The following is a 14,283-nucleotide window of genomic DNA, read 5'->3' as shown; positions in this document are numbered from 1 at the left end:
AGACCTCCTTAGAAGACGGTGCAGAGCACTTCGCCGCCAACATTGTTGGAGCGTGCATTCTGGTCCGACATCACACCTTTCGGAGTGCTGACAATCGACACACCCAGACCCTGACGGACCTGCGGGATGTCATTGACGCCCATGTATACGCGACGACCGGGCTTGGAGACCCGCTTCAACTCGCGAATGACAGGGGTGCCTTCGTAGTATTTCAGGCTGATTTCGATGGCCGGATGACCGTTTTCACCGGTCATCTTTTCGTAGCCACGGATGTAACCTTCGTCCGCCAGCACGTCCAGAACCCAGGCGCGCAGTTTCGACGCCGGAGTGTTTACAGTGGACTTGCCGCGCATTTGCGCGTTGCGGATACGGGTGAGCATATCGCCGATAGGATCGTTCATATCTATGTCTCCCTTACCAGCTCGATTTCACCATGCCGGGGATCTGACCTGCAGAACCCAGCTCGCGCAGCATGATACGGCTGACCTTCAGCTTACGATAGTAAGCATGAGGACGACCTGTCAGCTGACAGCGGTTGTGAAGACGAGTTGCCGAGCTGTTGCGCGGCAGTTTCGCCAGTTTCAGACGCGCTTTGAAACGCTCTTCCATCGGCTTGCTCTCGTCATTCGCGATTTCTTTCAGCTCGGCACGCTTTGCGGCATATTTGGCCACCAGGCGTTCGCGCTTCTTCTCGCGTTCGATCATTGCTTTTTTAGCCATGTCTCAATCCTCCCGGCGCTTAAGCGTTGAACGGCATGTTGAACGCTTTCAACAGGCTTTTCGCTTCAGCGTCGGTTTTCGCTGTGGTGGCAATTACGATATCCAGGCCCCAGACCTCGTCGACCTTGTCGAAGTCGATTTCCGGGAACACGATGTGCTCTTTCATGCCCATGGCAAAGTTGCCACGACCATCGAAAGAAGGCTTAACACCGCGGAAGTCACGAACGCGCGGCAGCGCGATGGTGATCAGACGATCCAGGAATTCATACATCCGGTCACCGCGCAGGGTAACTTTCGCACCCAGCGGCATGTCTTCACGGACGCGGAAACCCGCGATCGACTTCTTCGCCAGTGTTGCAACAGCCTTTTGGCCTGCAATCGCGGTCAGATCTTCAACAGCGGCTTTCGCCTTCTTCGAGTCTCTGACGGCCTCTGCACCACAACCGATGTTCAGAACGATCTTTTCCAGCTTGGGCAGCTGCATATCGCTCTTGTAACCGAACTCTTCTTTCAGAGCGGCACGGATGGTTTCAGCGTACTGAGCTTTCAGACGCGGGGTGTAGGTTGCGGTATCAAGCATCGATCACGTCCCCCGTGGTCTTGGCAAAACGAACTTTCTTGTCACCTTCCATGCGGAAGCCAACGCGGGTTGCTTTACCGTTTTTGTCCAGCAGAGCCAGGTTCGACAGCTCAATCGGGTTTGCCTGAGGCAGGCGACCACCTTGCGAGGTCTGCGACTGGCGGGTGTGGCGAATGGCGATGTTCACGCCATCAACAACGGCTTTACCGGCTTTCGGGTCGACCGAGGTGATAGTTCCCTCTTTGCCCTTGTCCTTGCCAGCCAGCACGACGACCTTGTCGCCTTTGCGGAGTTTAGCAGCCATGATTACAGCACCTCCGGAGCAAGCGAGATGATTTTCATGAAGTTTTTCGCGCGCAGTTCACGAACAACAGGGCCAAAGATACGGGTACCTACGGGCTCGTTGTTGTTGTTCAGAATGACGGCGGCGTTGCGATCGAAACGGATCGCGGTGCCGTCTTCGCGACGGACTTCTTTGGCGGTGCGTACGACGACGGCCTTACGGACGTCACCTTTCTTTACGCGGCCGCGTGGGATGGCTTCCTTCACCGAGACGACAATGATGTCGCCTACAGAGGCGTATTTACGCTTGGAACCACCCAGGACCTTGATGCACTGAACTCGGCGTGCGCCGGAGTTGTCAGCGACATCCAGATTGGTCTGCATCTGGATCATGTGGTTTCTCCCGACCTGTGGGGGCTGGTCTTGTTAGATCCCCCAGGGTTTCGACAAATGGGAAAATCCCGGAGGCTTACGCTTCCAGAACTTCCCAACGTTTCGTCTTCGATTTCGGCGCGCATTCGATGATGCGAACTGTATCGCCGACCTTGAAGGCGTTCTTTTCATCGTGAGCCCGGTATTTCTTGGACTTACGGATGGTTTTCTTCAGAACCGGATGCGTAAAGCGGCGCTCGACGGATACGGTTACAGTCTGTGCGTTGGCATCGCTGGTTACGGTGCCGGACAGGATACGCTTAGGCATAGGATTACTCCTCCGATGCCGCAGCAGCGGCCTTTTCGTTCAGGATGGTTTTAACGCGGGCGGCGTTGCGGCGGGCCGCTTTGATGCCAGCGGTGCTTTCCATCTGACCGGTTGCCTGTTGAAAGCGCAGGTTAAAGCTTTCTTTCTTCAGGTTGGCCAGTTCCTCGCGGAGCTGGTCAGGGGTCTTGTCACGCAGTTCTTGGGCGTTCATCGCCTTTTCCTTTGCTCAAAACACCAGAAGGCCCCTATGCAGGGTCACCTTTGACCTGGTGGATGAATGATAGACATACGAATCCCCCGACTCGGCCGGGGGAACGCAAGATGCCGCTCTATAGGGGGTTCAGGAGTGGGTGGCAAGGGAAACTTTGGGAAGACACAAGCAGCTACTCTAAGCACGCTATTCCTTGCTTACTTAACTAAGCCCAAATGTCGTGCGATGGTGGCGCTGTCGTAATAGTCTCTTCCCTCAACAACCATGCCACCTTTCACCCGCATCACCGAGCAATAACGCACTTCGTATCGCTTTCCGGTCGGTTCGAATTCACCAAGGCTTGAATGCAGCACACCTGTATGAGTGCCGGTGTTGTGGAACTCGACGATAGCCCATTCACCGCAATCGCTGACGATCACATTGTCAACGATGCATTCTCCATCTGGGAATGCCAGTCGCCAGCGCTCGTAGTCCTCTTTGTATGCTAACTTGCCATGTTGTTTTTCTTCACGAGCAACATCCTCAAACTGGCAATCTTCGGCAATTACCTCGGCTCCGCGATCAGGATCGCGCATACCCCAACTCTCGTGGAATTGGCGAACCACTCGTTCAGCTTCTTTCACAGCAAACACCCCCCATGATCCAAGGAGCATACAAGATTCTATATGAGCTGGCTCCAGATTTTCTCAGATTGTGTTACTGATCATTCCAATCGAAGGTGTGTGGCAACTCAGTCAAAAATCTAGCTAGGTCTAAATTGAAACGAAAAACGCGGCCTCGTTTGCACGAGACCGCGTCTTCAACTGTCTAAGTCTAAGTGACTTACGCCAGAGCGATGTTCACAGCCGACTCACGACCGTCACGGCCGGGTTCGATGTCGAACGTTACTTTCTGGTCGTCGGCCAGGCCGGTCAGACCCGAGCGCTCGACAGCAGAGATGTGCACAAACACGTCTTTGCCACCGGTCTCCGGTGCGATGAAGCCAAAACCTTTAGTTGTGTTGAACCATTTTACGGTGCCATTGGCCATATCCGTAGTCTCCTATTAAATTGCTGTCCGCGGAATTGCGACAGCTCGGCGTTGTCGGTCTGGATCGAAAGACTGAACGCCGATATTCGGGAGACAGTGGTCGAAAAAGAAAAACGTAAGCGCCCTCCACATCGTTTATCTGACGACACAATGCAAGAACTTTTCACACATTCCTTTGAATCAGAGTCCCTTAAACAACCGTGCTAGTCCCATTTATAGTTAAAGCTGACGGAAATCCGCTCATCCTCGGCCATGTTCATCGGCACCTCGTGGCGCAACCAGCTCTCCCATAGCAAAACATCGCCAACCTGAGGCTTCACATAGATGAAAGGCTGCAGGTCTCGACGGCCCCCTTTCATACGCGTGGGCGCTGCCATCATGCGGCCCGAGCGCGGGTCTTCAAGCTTCAGCGCGCTAGCACCTTCGGGCATCGAAACATAAGTCGTGCCCGAGATCACACTATGTGGGTGCAGGTGGCTGGAGTGCATTCCGCCCTCGGGCAAAATGTTGATCCAAAGGTCTTCAAGCTTTAGTTCACCCTCACCCAGATCAAACTCCAGATCCTTAGCAAAAGCTGCAACGTGCTGGTCCAGCACCTTAACCAGATCGGCAAAGATCGGAAACCGCCAGGGCAGATCCGTCAGCGAGGCATAGCTGGTATAACCGGGATAGCCGTTTTCTTCGCACCATTCCTGCCCGGCCTCGTCATCCTCGGCGATGACAAGACAGGAGCTTTCCAGCTCCTCCGGGTCGATCTTGGGATCAAACTCGGACAAAGCTGCACGATAGAGACGGGTGACAAAAAGTGATTCAATCTGTGCCATGGGTCTGTCTTAAACCAGCCTCTCGATGAAGGCGATGGGTGTTTTGCGAGGCTGTCGCGGGGGCAGCGCCATCAAACCAAAAACCCCCGCCGGTTTCCCGACGGGGGTCAATCTTGTCGCGAGCGGGGTCGCCCCCGGGTCGCTTACCAGTCTTCGCGAACCACGACGCGAGTCTTGATCGGCAGCTTCATCGCAGCCAGGCGCAGGGCCTCGCGGGCGATGTCGTCATTGACGCCGTCGATTTCGAACATCACGCGGCCAGGCTTGACTTTGCATGCCCAGCGGTCGACCGAACCTTTACCTTTACCCATACGAACTTCGATCGGCTTAGCCGTAACCGGAGTGTCGGGGAAGATGCGGATCCAGACGCGACCCTGACGCTTCATGTGACGCGTCATGGCACGACGTGCAGCTTCGATCTGGCGTGCAGTTACACGCTCAGGCTCAAGAGCTTTCAGTCCATAGGTGCCAAAGTTCAGATCAGAGCCGCCCTTGGCTTCACCCTTGATCCGGCCTTTGTGCATCTTGCGGAATTTAGTACGCTTTGGTTGAAGCATATCTTTCCCTCCTTAGCGACGACCGCCACCAGCACCACGAGGTGCAGGGCCGTCCTGGAGTTCCTGTGCTTTACGGTCACGTGCCTGCGGATCGTGCTCCATGATCTCACCTTTGAAGATCCAGACCTTGATCCCGATGATCCCATAAGGAGTCATCGCTTCGGCTTGTGCGTAATCGATGTCGGCGCGCAGCGTGTGCAGAGGCACACGGCCTTCGCGGTACCACTCGGTCCGTGCGATTTCGGCGCCACCCAGACGGCCAGCGACGTTCACCCGGATACCCAGAGAGCCCATACGCATGGCGTTCTGAACAGACCGCTTCATCGCGCGACGGAACGAAACCCGGCGCTCCAGCTGCTGAGCGATAGACTCGGCAACCAGCTGTGCGTCAAGCTCGGGCTTGCGCACTTCGACGATGTTCAGGTGCAATTCGCTGTCTGTCATCAGGGCGATTTTCTTGCGCAGAACTTCAATGTCCGCGCCTTTCTTGCCGATGATGACACCCGGACGTGCAGTGTGGATCGTAACGCGGCACTTCTTGTGCGGACGTTCGATGATCACACGGGCGATGCCGGCTTGCTTGCACTCTTTGTTGATGAACTCACGGATCTTCAGATCTTCCAGCAGAAGATCACCGTAGTCCTTGGTATCGGCGTACCAGCGGCTGTCCCAGGTGCGGTTCACCTGAAGGCGCATGCCGATCGGATTTACTTTATGACCCATTAGGCTTGCTCCTCAACTTGACGCACCTTGATGGTGATCTCCGAGAACGGCTTCATGATCTTGCCGAAACGGCCACGGGCCCGGGGGCGACCGCGTTTCATGACCAGGTTCTTACCAACCCATGCTTCTGCAACGATCAGCTCGTCAACGTCCAGGTTGTGGTTGTTCTCAGCGTTGGCGATTGCGGACTGCAGGCACTTTTTGACGTCCTGCGCGACACGCTTGTTCGAGAAAGTCAGGTCGGTCAGAGCCTTCTCAACTTTCTTGCCGCGGATCATCTGCGCAACCAGGTTCAGTTTCTGCGGGCTGGTACGGAGCATGCGCGTTTTTGCCATTGCTTCGTTTTCAGCCACGCGGCGGGGGTTCTTTTCCTTGCCCATGACTTACTTCCGCTTCGCTTTTTTGTCAGCGGCGTGACCGTAATAGGTGCGAGTCGGCGAATACTCACCGAACTTCTGACCGATCATGTCTTCCGAGACGTTGACGGGGATATGCTTCTGGCCGTTGTACACACCAAAGGTCAGACCCACGAACTGGGGCAGAATGGTGGAACGACGCGACCAGATTTTGATAACTTCGTTGCGGCCCGACTCGCGCGCTGCTTCGGCTTTTTTCAGCACGTAAGCATCGACGAAAGGACCCTTCCAAACAGAGCGAGACATGGATTAACGTCCCTTCTTCTTGGCGTGCCGCGAGCGGATGATCAGCTTCTGGGACGCTTTGTTTTTGTTGCGAGTACGCTTACCCTTGGTGTCCTTACCCCAAGGCGTAACCGGTGTACGGCCACCCGAGGTACGGCCTTCACCACCACCGTGCGGGTGATCGATCGGGTTCATTGCGACACCACGAACCGACGGACGCACGCCTTTGTGGCGCATACGGCCGGCTTTACCGAGGTTCTGGTTGCTGTTGTCGGGGTTGGACACGGCACCAACGGTGGCCATGCATTCCTGACGAACCATGCGCAGCTCGCCCGAGCTCAGACGGATCTGAGCATAACCGCCATCGCGGCCTACGAATTGCGCGTAAGTACCGGCCGCACGTGCGATCTGACCACCCTTGCCGGGCTTCATCTCGATGTTGTGGACGATGGTACCAATAGGCATACCCGAGAACGGCATTGCGTTGCCCGGCTTGATGTCAGCCTTGGCGGATGCCACGACTTTGTCACCAACAGCCAGACGCTGCGGAGCCAGGATGTATGCCTGCTCGCCGTCTTCGTATTTTACCAGTGCGATGAATGCGGTCCGGTTCGGGTCATATTCGATCCGTTCAACGGTTGCCGCGACATCAAATTTATTCCGTTTGAAGTCAACGATCCGGTAGAGACGCTTTGCGCCACCGCCGCGGCGGCGTGAAGTGATCCGTCCGGTGTTGTTCCGGCCGCCCGATTTGGTCAAACCCTCAGTGAGAGACTTGACCGGACGTCCTTTCCAAAGCTCCGAACGGTCGATCAGCACCAGCCCGCGCTGGCCCGGCGTCGTCGGCTTGTACGACTTGAGTGCCATGCTTTCTGTCTTCCGTTTAGCAAGTGCAGGGATTTCCCCGCTATGTGATAGGCCCCCGTAGGTGCCAAAGGTATAGGGCCCCGAAGGTCCCCGGTTTCAAATATCAGAAGCCCCGGAACGAATCCGAGGCCGCAAGATTGGGTGCATATAGCCGTGTTGGGGGTGGGTGTCTATAGGGTGCTCTATGAATTTCGAAAACTTCGATACTCTATGGTTCCCTCCAAATTCATTTTCTTAAACCACGAAAGAATATTGTTCAAACTTGGTGACGGCAACGGCTGTGCGCAGCTCACAACCAAGACCAGTATAGAATATTGGCAACATATATAGTTATTTACGCACTGCTAGTTGATGCCGGAATCTCTTCATCTACTGACTTTTCCCACATTTCAACTAGGAGGTAAAAGATGATTAAGGCCATATTCCCCATCTTTGCAATTTGCGGAACAGCATTCGTTTCTGCGTGCAGCACAGCAGATTTACCGGAGGCTTCGGAAGGCCAAAAGACCAGCGCGAAATCAGATTTGGATATTGTGCTGGAATGCGCCGCGGAAGCTGGGATTGGATCAAATTTTCGAGTCACAAAATACATTGTAGGCGGTCGCACCGGGTACTCAATTGATCCACCGAACACAGTACACTATGAACTGGCCAACAAAGCCAACGCATGCATCGCAGACAAAGGTGCCGGTATACCGAGATACTAGAGAGTTTTGAATGAGAGCCAGAATTGCCATTAAAGGAATTCGACACTCGCATCTGACCTATTGAGTTAGACGTTTGACGGATGGCTTAGGTTAACTTCGGTAGCTTCACTTTCCTCCCAAGCATACTTGTTCTGACAATTTCTTTCAGTTCGCCCAAAAGGTGCGTAGTCAAGGCCGAAGGCCGCCGCGCCAGCGACTGCCCGTCCCGGCGGGCTGGCGCTTTGGGGACTATTGCGCCTCGCTATAAGTTCGGATGTAATTGGCACTATAAAGCGCGCAGATCAGTCGCTGCGGCGCCATCCCACGGTCAGTCACCGGCGCGGCTTGCGGATAGAGACAACAAAAAAACTCGCTTGCGCGGGGGCCAAATATCTCTCTCCAAAGACGAGGCCGACCAGAGGCTGGCGAACACGTCAAAGGATGCCATTTTCCAGTGTTACACCAGAAGCCTCAACGCTCACCCAAAGCCCCGCACGATCACTTCTTGTCGCGCGCGGCCTTCTCTTCCTTGGTCAGCTTGGCGTTCCAGACATTCTTGCTCAGACCCAGCTCTGCTGGCGCAGGTTTGGTTTTGCCGATGCTGACTTTGCCTCCTTTATCCAGGAACTCCTGAATAAGGGCCTCATCTGTTGTTTCTTTGGGGACATGTTTCATAAGAGCGACCGTATCCGCATCACACGCCGGGGGCAACGACCGGATTTCCGGCTATCGTTCACACCATCTGACCGATCCCGTCACCCATACAGCGCGCGCGCTTCGGCAAAGGACAGCAGGCGGCGGTTCTTTTCATCCCACAGGTGCAGCCGCGCGTTGGCGAGGCTCTCGCGGATGGTCATCCGGTTGCTGTTGGCCAATTCCTCATGATCCCGCAGCACTTCGGTCAGGCGATAGAACGGGATGCGACTGTACAGATGGTGTACGTGGTGGATGCCGATATTGGCCGTGAACCACTGCAATACGGATGGCAGGATGTAATGCGAACTTCCGTGCAGGGCGGCCTCGTGCAGTTGCCAGTCCTGATCAGGGTCCCATTGCGTCTCTTCGAATTGGTGTTGGACATAGAACAACCAGACGCCAGCGGTCGCGGCGATAAGCGTCGAGGGCAGGAAAATCAGCAGCACCGGCATCAGGCCACCAAAATAGTAGATGGCCCCCAGTGCGGCCAGAATGGCCAGGTTCGTCGCCATCGCGCTGACCCAGAATTTCGGAATACCGGTCAAGCCAAGCGGGAGGCGGTTTTGAAACAGGAACAGATAGCCGGGCCCAAAGCCAAACAGGGTGATCGGGTGGCGATAGAGCCGGTAAAATAACCGGTTCAAGGGCGTCAGCGCCCGGTATTCGGCCACCGTCAGCGTATGGATGTCCCCCATCCCGCGCTTATCCAGATTGCCAGATGAGTTGTGATGGGAGGAATGTGTGCGCCGCCAAACATCGTAAGGCGTCAACGTCAGCACCCCGAGCCCCCGACCGACCCAGTCACTGACCGTCCGGTTCGTAAAAAATGCCCCGTGACCGCAATCATGCTGAATGGCAAACAGGCGCAGCAGAAAGGCCGCGTTCAGAACCGAGATCGCAAGCGCCAGCCAATAGCTCACCGACAAAGACATCCAGGCCAAGGCCCAAAGCGCTATGAAGGGAACACAGGTAACCCCCAGCTCGAACCAGCTACGCGGTTGGCTTGGCTCCCGATATTTGGCCAGCGTCGACACCCAGTCCCGCGCGACAGTCACATCCGGGTTGTCCCGGGTCGAGAGAGTGGATTGGGTCATGCGCCTGCCATATCGTTTGTTTGTTGCATACCGGATAGACGACCCCACCGGCATAGCAATCATTTTCTGTTCGAGACGCTGGGAATGGCGCTCAACTTTTGGTGTCACTACCTAAAGAAAAACCCCCGCTTTCGCGGGGGTCTTAATGGTTTGTCCAAAGACAGGCCCGATCAAAGACCGGTGGAAATGTCGATGGTGTTACCCTCTTCAAGGGTCACATATGCTTTTTTGACGTCTTTCCGCTTGCCCAACTGGCCGCGGAACCGCTTGACCTTGCCTTTGGTCACAGAGGTGTTCACCGCTTTGACCTTCACACCAAACAGTGCCTCAACGGCCTCTTTGATCTGTGGCTTGTTGCTGTCAATCGCAACCTCAAAGACAACCGCGCCGTTTTCGGACGCCATGGTCGACTTTTCGGTGATGATCGGCTTGCGGATCACGTCGTAGTGTTCTGCCTTCGCGCTCATTTCAGTCGAGCCTCCAGTGCTTCGACAGCCGCTTTGGTGAGCACCAGAGTGTCACGCTTGAGGATGTCATAAACGTTTGCACCCATCGACGGCAGGATATCCAGACCTTCGATGTTGCGCGACGCCTTCAGGAACCCTTCGTTCACGGTCGCCCCGTCGATGACCAGAGCGCGTTTCCAACCCAGGTTTGCAACCTGCTTGGCCAGAGCGGCGGTCTTGCCTTCGGCTTCGGCGTTCTCGATCACGACCAGTTCACCAGCTGCCATTTTGGCAGACAGCGCGTGGCGCAGACCAAGTTTACGGAACTTTTTCGGCAGGTCATGACCATGCGAACGCACGACCGGACCTTTGTAAACGCCACCACCCCGGAAGATCGGTGCCGAACGGGCGCCGTGGCGTGCGCCACCGGTGCCTTTTTGGCGATAGATCTTCTTGGTCGAGTAGGACACTTCCGAGCGGGTCTTGACCTTGTGGGTGCCAGCCTGCGCGTTGTTACGCTGCCAACGGACCACACGGTGCAGGATGTCCGCGCGCGGCTCCAGGCCGAACAGGTCCGCATCCAGCTCGATGTTGCCGGCTTTGCCGCCGTCCAGTTTGATTACATCAAGTTTCATGCTTCACCACCTTCCGCGGGAGCTTCTTCCGCAGGTGCTTCGGTTGCAGCCGATTTCACAGCAGCCGGGAAAGGCAGGCCTTCCGGTGCTTTCTTCTTGACGGCGTCCTTGACGGTAACCCAACCGGATTTCGGTCCGGGAACGGCGCCTTTGATGAAGACCAGACCACGGTCGGCGTCGGTTTTGACGACTTCCAGGTTCTGGGTGGTTACACGGGCAGCACCCATGTGACCGGCCATCTTTTTGCCTTTGAAAACCTTGCCCGGATCCTGACACTGGCCAGTTGAACCGTGCGAACGGTGGCTGATCGAAACACCGTGTGAGGCGCGAAGACCACCGAAGTTCCAGCGCTTCATTGCACCGGCAAAGCCTTTACCGATCGAAGTACCCGAAACGTCAACTTTCTGACCTTCCAGGAAATGTTCTGCCGAAATCTCGGCACCCACTTCGATCAGGCCATCTTCAGAGACACGGAACTCGACCAGCTTACGCTTGGGTTCAACCTTGGCAGCGGCATAGTGACCGCGCATGGCTTTCGAGGTGCGTTTTGCCTTGGCAGCACCGGCACCCAGCTGAACAGCAGTATAGCCGTCCTTCTCGTCCGTGCGCTGTGCAACAACCTGCAGGTTGTCCAGGTGAAGAACGGTCACAGGGATCTGCTTGCCGTCTTCCATGAACAGGCGGGTCATGCCGACTTTTTTTGCGATAATACCAGAGCGCATAATCTATACCCTCCGATCTTACGACTGCAGCTTGATCTCGACGTCCACACCAGCAGCGAGGTCGAGCTTCATCAGCGCGTCAACGGTCTGGGGGGTCGGATCAACGATGTCGAGCAGACGCTTGTGCGTACGGATCTCGAACTGGTCGCGGGATTTCTTGTCAACGTGAGGACCACGGAGAACCGTGAACTTCTCGATCTTGTTCGGCAGCGGGATCGGGCCGCGCACGTTCGCGCCGGTCCGCTTGGCAGTGTTGACGATCTCTTGCGTGCTGGCATCCAGAACGCGATAGTCAAATGCCTTCAGCCGAATACGGATATTTTGGCTTTGCATAATAACAGCCTTTTATCAGGCGTTGAGGTTGAGAGGAGGACAAGCGCGCATCGCCAACCCTCATCGAACCCAAAAGGCGGGAATCACCCCGCCTTGATGTTCTTATAGAGAACTCGCGCGATCTACAGGGGTGTGAGGGGTTTGGCAAGGGGGGAAGTTCAAACAAGTCGAATGCGCTCACCTGGCTCATACCCTATGCGTAGATTTTCTGAATTTGGGTGTCGTGACAAGATCAACTCAATCTAAAATGGTCCACCAGATTCCTGTACTGAATGCTTAGGGATTTTCTTGGACAGACACAAAAAGCCAAAGCAAGATAATTGCCCCAAACGGGTTGATAAACAGTGCTGCCACTTGCCAAAGTAATCGATTTTGTCCGCGCCGCTCTGCCATATCCCCCACTAGCGCAAACAGTTGCCAGATCGCCCAGAGCAAAAAGGCCAAAAACAAGAGGATGAATATTGCTTCCATCGTGTGTCTTCACTCTGCCCTTGTTCGTAACGTTCGATATGTCATCAGTGCAACTGAGGCGATACATGTTTCTAACTTCAAATTGTTTGAGGCTTGCACGACCTCTTTCAGATTTGTGGGCGCAGAGTAACCTCATCTCGATCCGAACCTCTGTAAAGGCCGTCCTTTGAGGAGCGGCCACTTTCACGGATAGCGAAAAGCGGGGCGTCTCCCAGCGCGATTGGCTCAACGCCTTCGCGGGCAACACAACTCGCGTTGCATGCGGAAAGATGCCCTTAGACTATGTCTTGGCTACCCGTGCCGCCATACGAGACAGTCTGGTATCCTGATAGTCGAACACTGAGCTTTCGAATGGGGCAAAAATGGCATCGCAATCGGTCGCTTCTGCAGACGGTGGCCTGACGAATTCGTGTAGCTCAAACCCGTGATCTGCCATCGCGGCGACAAAATCGCTGAACCTATAACCGCCATGATACCGGCGCCGTACAGAGACTTCAGCCAATACAAAGGTGCATTTTTTCAGCATCTCCGATGCACCTTTAATAACCTCGATTTCAAAACCTTCCGTGTCGATTTTCAATCCGAAAGGTTCCTTGTAGGAAGACGCAATCTCATCCAGTGTTTTTACCGGGACTTGTCGCTCTTCAACTTGCGAGGTGTGCTGGATTGCCGCTTCGTCAAACTCCTGCATCGTTGCCCGTGTGCCGAGCCAACGATCGCCAACTGTTGGAATTCGAAGAGTCGTCTGTCCGCTTTCGGCACCAACTCCGCAAGCATGGAAATCAAAATCGATCTTGTCGCCCCAGTTTTTCGTACCTTGGTTTCGTAATCCGAAATGGGCTCAACCAACACAAACTTGGCTGCAGGGAAAGCTTCGTACAAATGCTCGGTTCCCGAGGCCACCCCGACGTCGAATACTGTCTCGACCTCAAAACCCAGATTACCGATATAGGCACCCGTCTCCTTCATTGGCGAAACCTGATATCCTCGCCGCTTCAGGCGTTTGGACAGTCGTTCTACGGTTTCGTCCATGTCGAAGTATCCTTCTTGCGGTTTCGCCCGATGCAATCCACTGAAACCAACTAGAGAGCACTTCAACGGCAAAAGCGCAATCTGGTATACTGTGTCGCTGGCAAGCTAGCCTAGGCGTGGCGAAATGCTATCGACCCGGGCCGTCCCCGACCAGTTCAACTTTTCTGAAAGTTACTCAAGCGGTTTCCGTTTGCCATGCGGGGCATCTTATGACCATGAACGCGTGCATCAAACAGGAAACAGCGAGATCACTCCAATGATAGAACGCATCGAAACCGGCGAGAGATCGTCCAAAATCGTTAAACATAATGGTGTGGCCTATTTGACCGGGCAAGTCGCCGAAGGTGATACCATTCAGGAACAGGTGCGTATTTGCCTTGGGAAAATTGACGACCTGCTAGAGCGCGCAGGTTCATCACGGGAAAAGATGCTGCGTGTGACCATCTGGCTGGCCGATATGAAGGACTTTGCTGGTTTGAACGAGGTCTGGAATGCTTGGGTTCCTGCAGGATACGCACCTGCGAGGGCGTGTGGCGAAGCAAAACTAGCGCGGCCCGAACTGAAGGTGGAATTCATAGTGGACGCCGCATACGACTGAAGCATGCTGCTTCTTTAGGAATTCCCCCGTCTTGAACTACCAAATTCAAACAGAAAAAGCCCGCCCCGTTTGGGGCGGGCTTTTTTTGTTTCGACGGTTAGGTCTGAGACTATTCGACGAACGATCTCATCACCGCCTCCGATCACTCAACACTCATTGGTGTACGACATGGGTGCGTCGCGGGCTTGTCGAGATCAAACGAGAAAGGGCGCCGGATGGGCGCCCTTTCCATTTGATCATTCGCTTGCGCGAATTACTCGACGATTTTCGACACAACGCCGGCGCCGACGGTGCGGCCGCCTTCGCGGATGGCGAAACGCAGGCCGTTTTCCATCGCGATCGGTGCGATCAGCTCAACTTCGAACGACACGTTGTCGCCGGGCATAACCATCTCGGTGCCAGCTGCCAGGGTCACGGTGCCGGTCACGTCAGTTGT

27 protein-coding genes are annotated in these 14,283 nt (G+C 55.1%); 1 reads left to right on the top strand and 26 read right to left on the bottom strand.

Annotated elements, in window-relative coordinates:
• Positions 1-8: 8 nt before the first annotated feature.
• The 25 genes from rpsH to AC2FH2_RS15655 all read right to left on the bottom strand — a co-directional run bounded on the left by rpsH (position 9) and on the right by AC2FH2_RS15655 (position 13,249).
• Complete coding sequence (gene rpsH, locus AC2FH2_RS15775; protein ID WP_142639782.1) at positions 9-401, bottom strand: 30S ribosomal protein S8; 393 nt, start codon at positions 399-401, stop codon at positions 9-11.
• A gap of 13 nt (positions 402-414) precedes the next feature.
• Positions 415-720 carry a 30S ribosomal protein S14 gene (gene rpsN, locus AC2FH2_RS15770; RefSeq protein ID WP_142639784.1) on the bottom strand — a complete coding sequence of 102 codons (306 nt, stop codon included), beginning with the start codon at positions 718-720 and terminating at the stop codon, positions 415-417.
• A gap of 19 nt (positions 721-739) precedes the next feature.
• The gene (rplE, locus tag AC2FH2_RS15765; protein WP_142639786.1) at positions 740-1,300 is read right to left on the bottom strand and encodes a 50S ribosomal protein L5; all 561 of its coding nucleotides are present in this window, start codon (positions 1,298-1,300) and stop codon (positions 740-742) included.
• Positions 1,293-1,604, bottom strand: coding sequence for a 50S ribosomal protein L24 (gene rplX, locus AC2FH2_RS15760; protein WP_142639787.1), 312 nt, complete (start codon positions 1,602-1,604; stop codon positions 1,293-1,295). Before rplX ends, rplE begins: the two co-directional genes overlap by 8 nt.
• Positions 1,605-1,606: 2 nt before the next feature.
• Positions 1,607-1,975: a 50S ribosomal protein L14 gene (rplN, locus tag AC2FH2_RS15755; RefSeq protein ID WP_005621870.1), complete on the bottom strand. Its 369-nt coding sequence runs from the start codon at positions 1,973-1,975 to the stop codon at positions 1,607-1,609.
• 76 nt (positions 1,976-2,051) lie between these two features.
• Entirely contained in the window at positions 2,052-2,282 is a 231-nt protein-coding gene (gene rpsQ, locus AC2FH2_RS15750; protein ID WP_037311742.1) for a 30S ribosomal protein S17, read from the bottom strand.
• Positions 2,283-2,286: 4 nt separating this feature from the next.
• Positions 2,287-2,493 (bottom strand): 50S ribosomal protein L29, encoded by a 207-nt coding sequence (gene rpmC / locus AC2FH2_RS15745; RefSeq protein ID WP_074736205.1) that lies wholly within the window; start codon positions 2,491-2,493, stop codon positions 2,287-2,289.
• Between the two features lie 197 nt (positions 2,494-2,690).
• Positions 2,691-3,116, bottom strand: a complete 426-nt coding sequence (locus tag AC2FH2_RS15740) for an ester cyclase (RefSeq protein ID WP_496824311.1) — start codon at positions 3,114-3,116, stop codon at positions 2,691-2,693.
• Between the two features lie 199 nt (positions 3,117-3,315).
• Positions 3,316-3,522: a cold-shock protein gene (locus tag AC2FH2_RS15735; RefSeq protein WP_010437077.1), complete on the bottom strand. Its 207-nt coding sequence runs from the start codon at positions 3,520-3,522 to the stop codon at positions 3,316-3,318.
• A gap of 203 nt (positions 3,523-3,725) precedes the next feature.
• Positions 3,726-4,346 carry a 2OG-Fe(II) oxygenase family protein gene (locus tag AC2FH2_RS15730; protein ID WP_496691900.1) on the bottom strand — a complete coding sequence of 207 codons (621 nt, stop codon included), beginning with the start codon at positions 4,344-4,346 and terminating at the stop codon, positions 3,726-3,728.
• Positions 4,347-4,489: 143 nt separating this feature from the next.
• Entirely contained in the window at positions 4,490-4,903 is a 414-nt protein-coding gene (gene rplP / locus AC2FH2_RS15725; protein ID WP_085823145.1) for a 50S ribosomal protein L16, read from the bottom strand.
• 12 nt (positions 4,904-4,915) lie between these two features.
• The gene (rpsC, locus tag AC2FH2_RS15720; protein WP_037311761.1) at positions 4,916-5,626 is read right to left on the bottom strand and encodes a 30S ribosomal protein S3; all 711 of its coding nucleotides are present in this window, start codon (positions 5,624-5,626) and stop codon (positions 4,916-4,918) included.
• Positions 5,626-6,006: a 50S ribosomal protein L22 gene (gene rplV, locus AC2FH2_RS15715; protein WP_039538267.1), complete on the bottom strand. Its 381-nt coding sequence runs from the start codon at positions 6,004-6,006 to the stop codon at positions 5,626-5,628. The genes rpsC and rplV overlap by 1 nt, the downstream gene beginning before the upstream one ends.
• Positions 6,007-6,009: 3 nt before the next feature.
• Positions 6,010-6,288: a 30S ribosomal protein S19 gene (rpsS, locus tag AC2FH2_RS15710; RefSeq protein WP_005980699.1), complete on the bottom strand. Its 279-nt coding sequence runs from the start codon at positions 6,286-6,288 to the stop codon at positions 6,010-6,012.
• A 3-nt stretch (positions 6,289-6,291) separates the two neighbouring features.
• On the bottom strand, positions 6,292-7,134 hold the full coding sequence (rplB, locus tag AC2FH2_RS15705; protein ID WP_008757664.1) for a 50S ribosomal protein L2: 843 nt from the start codon (positions 7,132-7,134) through the stop codon (positions 6,292-6,294).
• Between the two features lie 334 nt (positions 7,135-7,468).
• Complete coding sequence (locus AC2FH2_RS15700) at positions 7,469-7,726, bottom strand: hypothetical protein (RefSeq protein ID WP_496690422.1); 258 nt, start codon at positions 7,724-7,726, stop codon at positions 7,469-7,471.
• 592 nt (positions 7,727-8,318) lie between these two features.
• Entirely contained in the window at positions 8,319-8,495 is a 177-nt protein-coding gene (locus AC2FH2_RS15695) for a hypothetical protein (RefSeq protein WP_176797675.1), read from the bottom strand.
• 80 nt (positions 8,496-8,575) lie between these two features.
• Positions 8,576-9,610, bottom strand: a complete 1,035-nt coding sequence (locus tag AC2FH2_RS15690) for a fatty acid desaturase (protein WP_142639792.1) — start codon at positions 9,608-9,610, stop codon at positions 8,576-8,578.
• A gap of 170 nt (positions 9,611-9,780) precedes the next feature.
• Positions 9,781-10,077 carry a 50S ribosomal protein L23 gene (locus AC2FH2_RS15685; RefSeq protein ID WP_142639794.1) on the bottom strand — a complete coding sequence of 99 codons (297 nt, stop codon included), beginning with the start codon at positions 10,075-10,077 and terminating at the stop codon, positions 9,781-9,783.
• Positions 10,074-10,691 carry a 50S ribosomal protein L4 gene (gene rplD, locus AC2FH2_RS15680; RefSeq protein WP_050605826.1) on the bottom strand — a complete coding sequence of 206 codons (618 nt, stop codon included), beginning with the start codon at positions 10,689-10,691 and terminating at the stop codon, positions 10,074-10,076. Before rplD ends, AC2FH2_RS15685 begins: the two co-directional genes overlap by 4 nt.
• The gene (rplC, locus tag AC2FH2_RS15675; RefSeq protein WP_142639796.1) at positions 10,688-11,413 is read right to left on the bottom strand and encodes a 50S ribosomal protein L3; all 726 of its coding nucleotides are present in this window, start codon (positions 11,411-11,413) and stop codon (positions 10,688-10,690) included. The genes rplD and rplC overlap by 4 nt, the downstream gene beginning before the upstream one ends.
• Before the next feature lie 18 nt (positions 11,414-11,431).
• On the bottom strand, positions 11,432-11,746 hold the full coding sequence (rpsJ, locus tag AC2FH2_RS15670) for a 30S ribosomal protein S10 (protein ID WP_008756422.1): 315 nt from the start codon (positions 11,744-11,746) through the stop codon (positions 11,432-11,434).
• Positions 11,747-12,022: 276 nt separating this feature from the next.
• A complete protein-coding gene (locus AC2FH2_RS15665) occupies positions 12,023-12,217 on the bottom strand; it encodes a hypothetical protein (RefSeq protein ID WP_282022291.1) in 195 nt (64 codons plus the stop codon).
• A gap of 280 nt (positions 12,218-12,497) precedes the next feature.
• On the bottom strand, positions 12,498-12,950 hold the full coding sequence (locus AC2FH2_RS15660; protein ID WP_496824405.1) for an FkbM family methyltransferase: 453 nt from the start codon (positions 12,948-12,950) through the stop codon (positions 12,498-12,500).
• Positions 12,842-13,249, bottom strand: coding sequence for a hypothetical protein (locus AC2FH2_RS15655; RefSeq protein WP_496824309.1), 408 nt, complete (start codon positions 13,247-13,249; stop codon positions 12,842-12,844). The genes AC2FH2_RS15660 and AC2FH2_RS15655 overlap by 109 nt, the downstream gene beginning before the upstream one ends.
• Positions 13,250-13,505: 256 nt before the next feature.
• Between AC2FH2_RS15655 and AC2FH2_RS15650 the strand changes: the two genes are divergently transcribed.
• On the top strand, positions 13,506-13,847 hold the full coding sequence (locus AC2FH2_RS15650; RefSeq protein WP_142639802.1) for a RidA family protein: 342 nt from the start codon (positions 13,506-13,508) through the stop codon (positions 13,845-13,847).
• 253 nt (positions 13,848-14,100) lie between these two features.
• Here AC2FH2_RS15650 and AC2FH2_RS15645 read toward each other — a convergent pair.
• A partial coding sequence (locus AC2FH2_RS15645; protein WP_496691896.1) for an EF-Tu C-terminal domain-related protein occupies positions 14,101-14,283 on the bottom strand: 183 nt, incomplete at its 5' end.

This window comes from Ruegeria sp. YTSA105 (assembly GCF_059610225.1).
The sequence above is the reverse complement of the archived record's forward strand: the minus strand, read 5'-3'. Positions and strand labels throughout refer to the sequence as shown.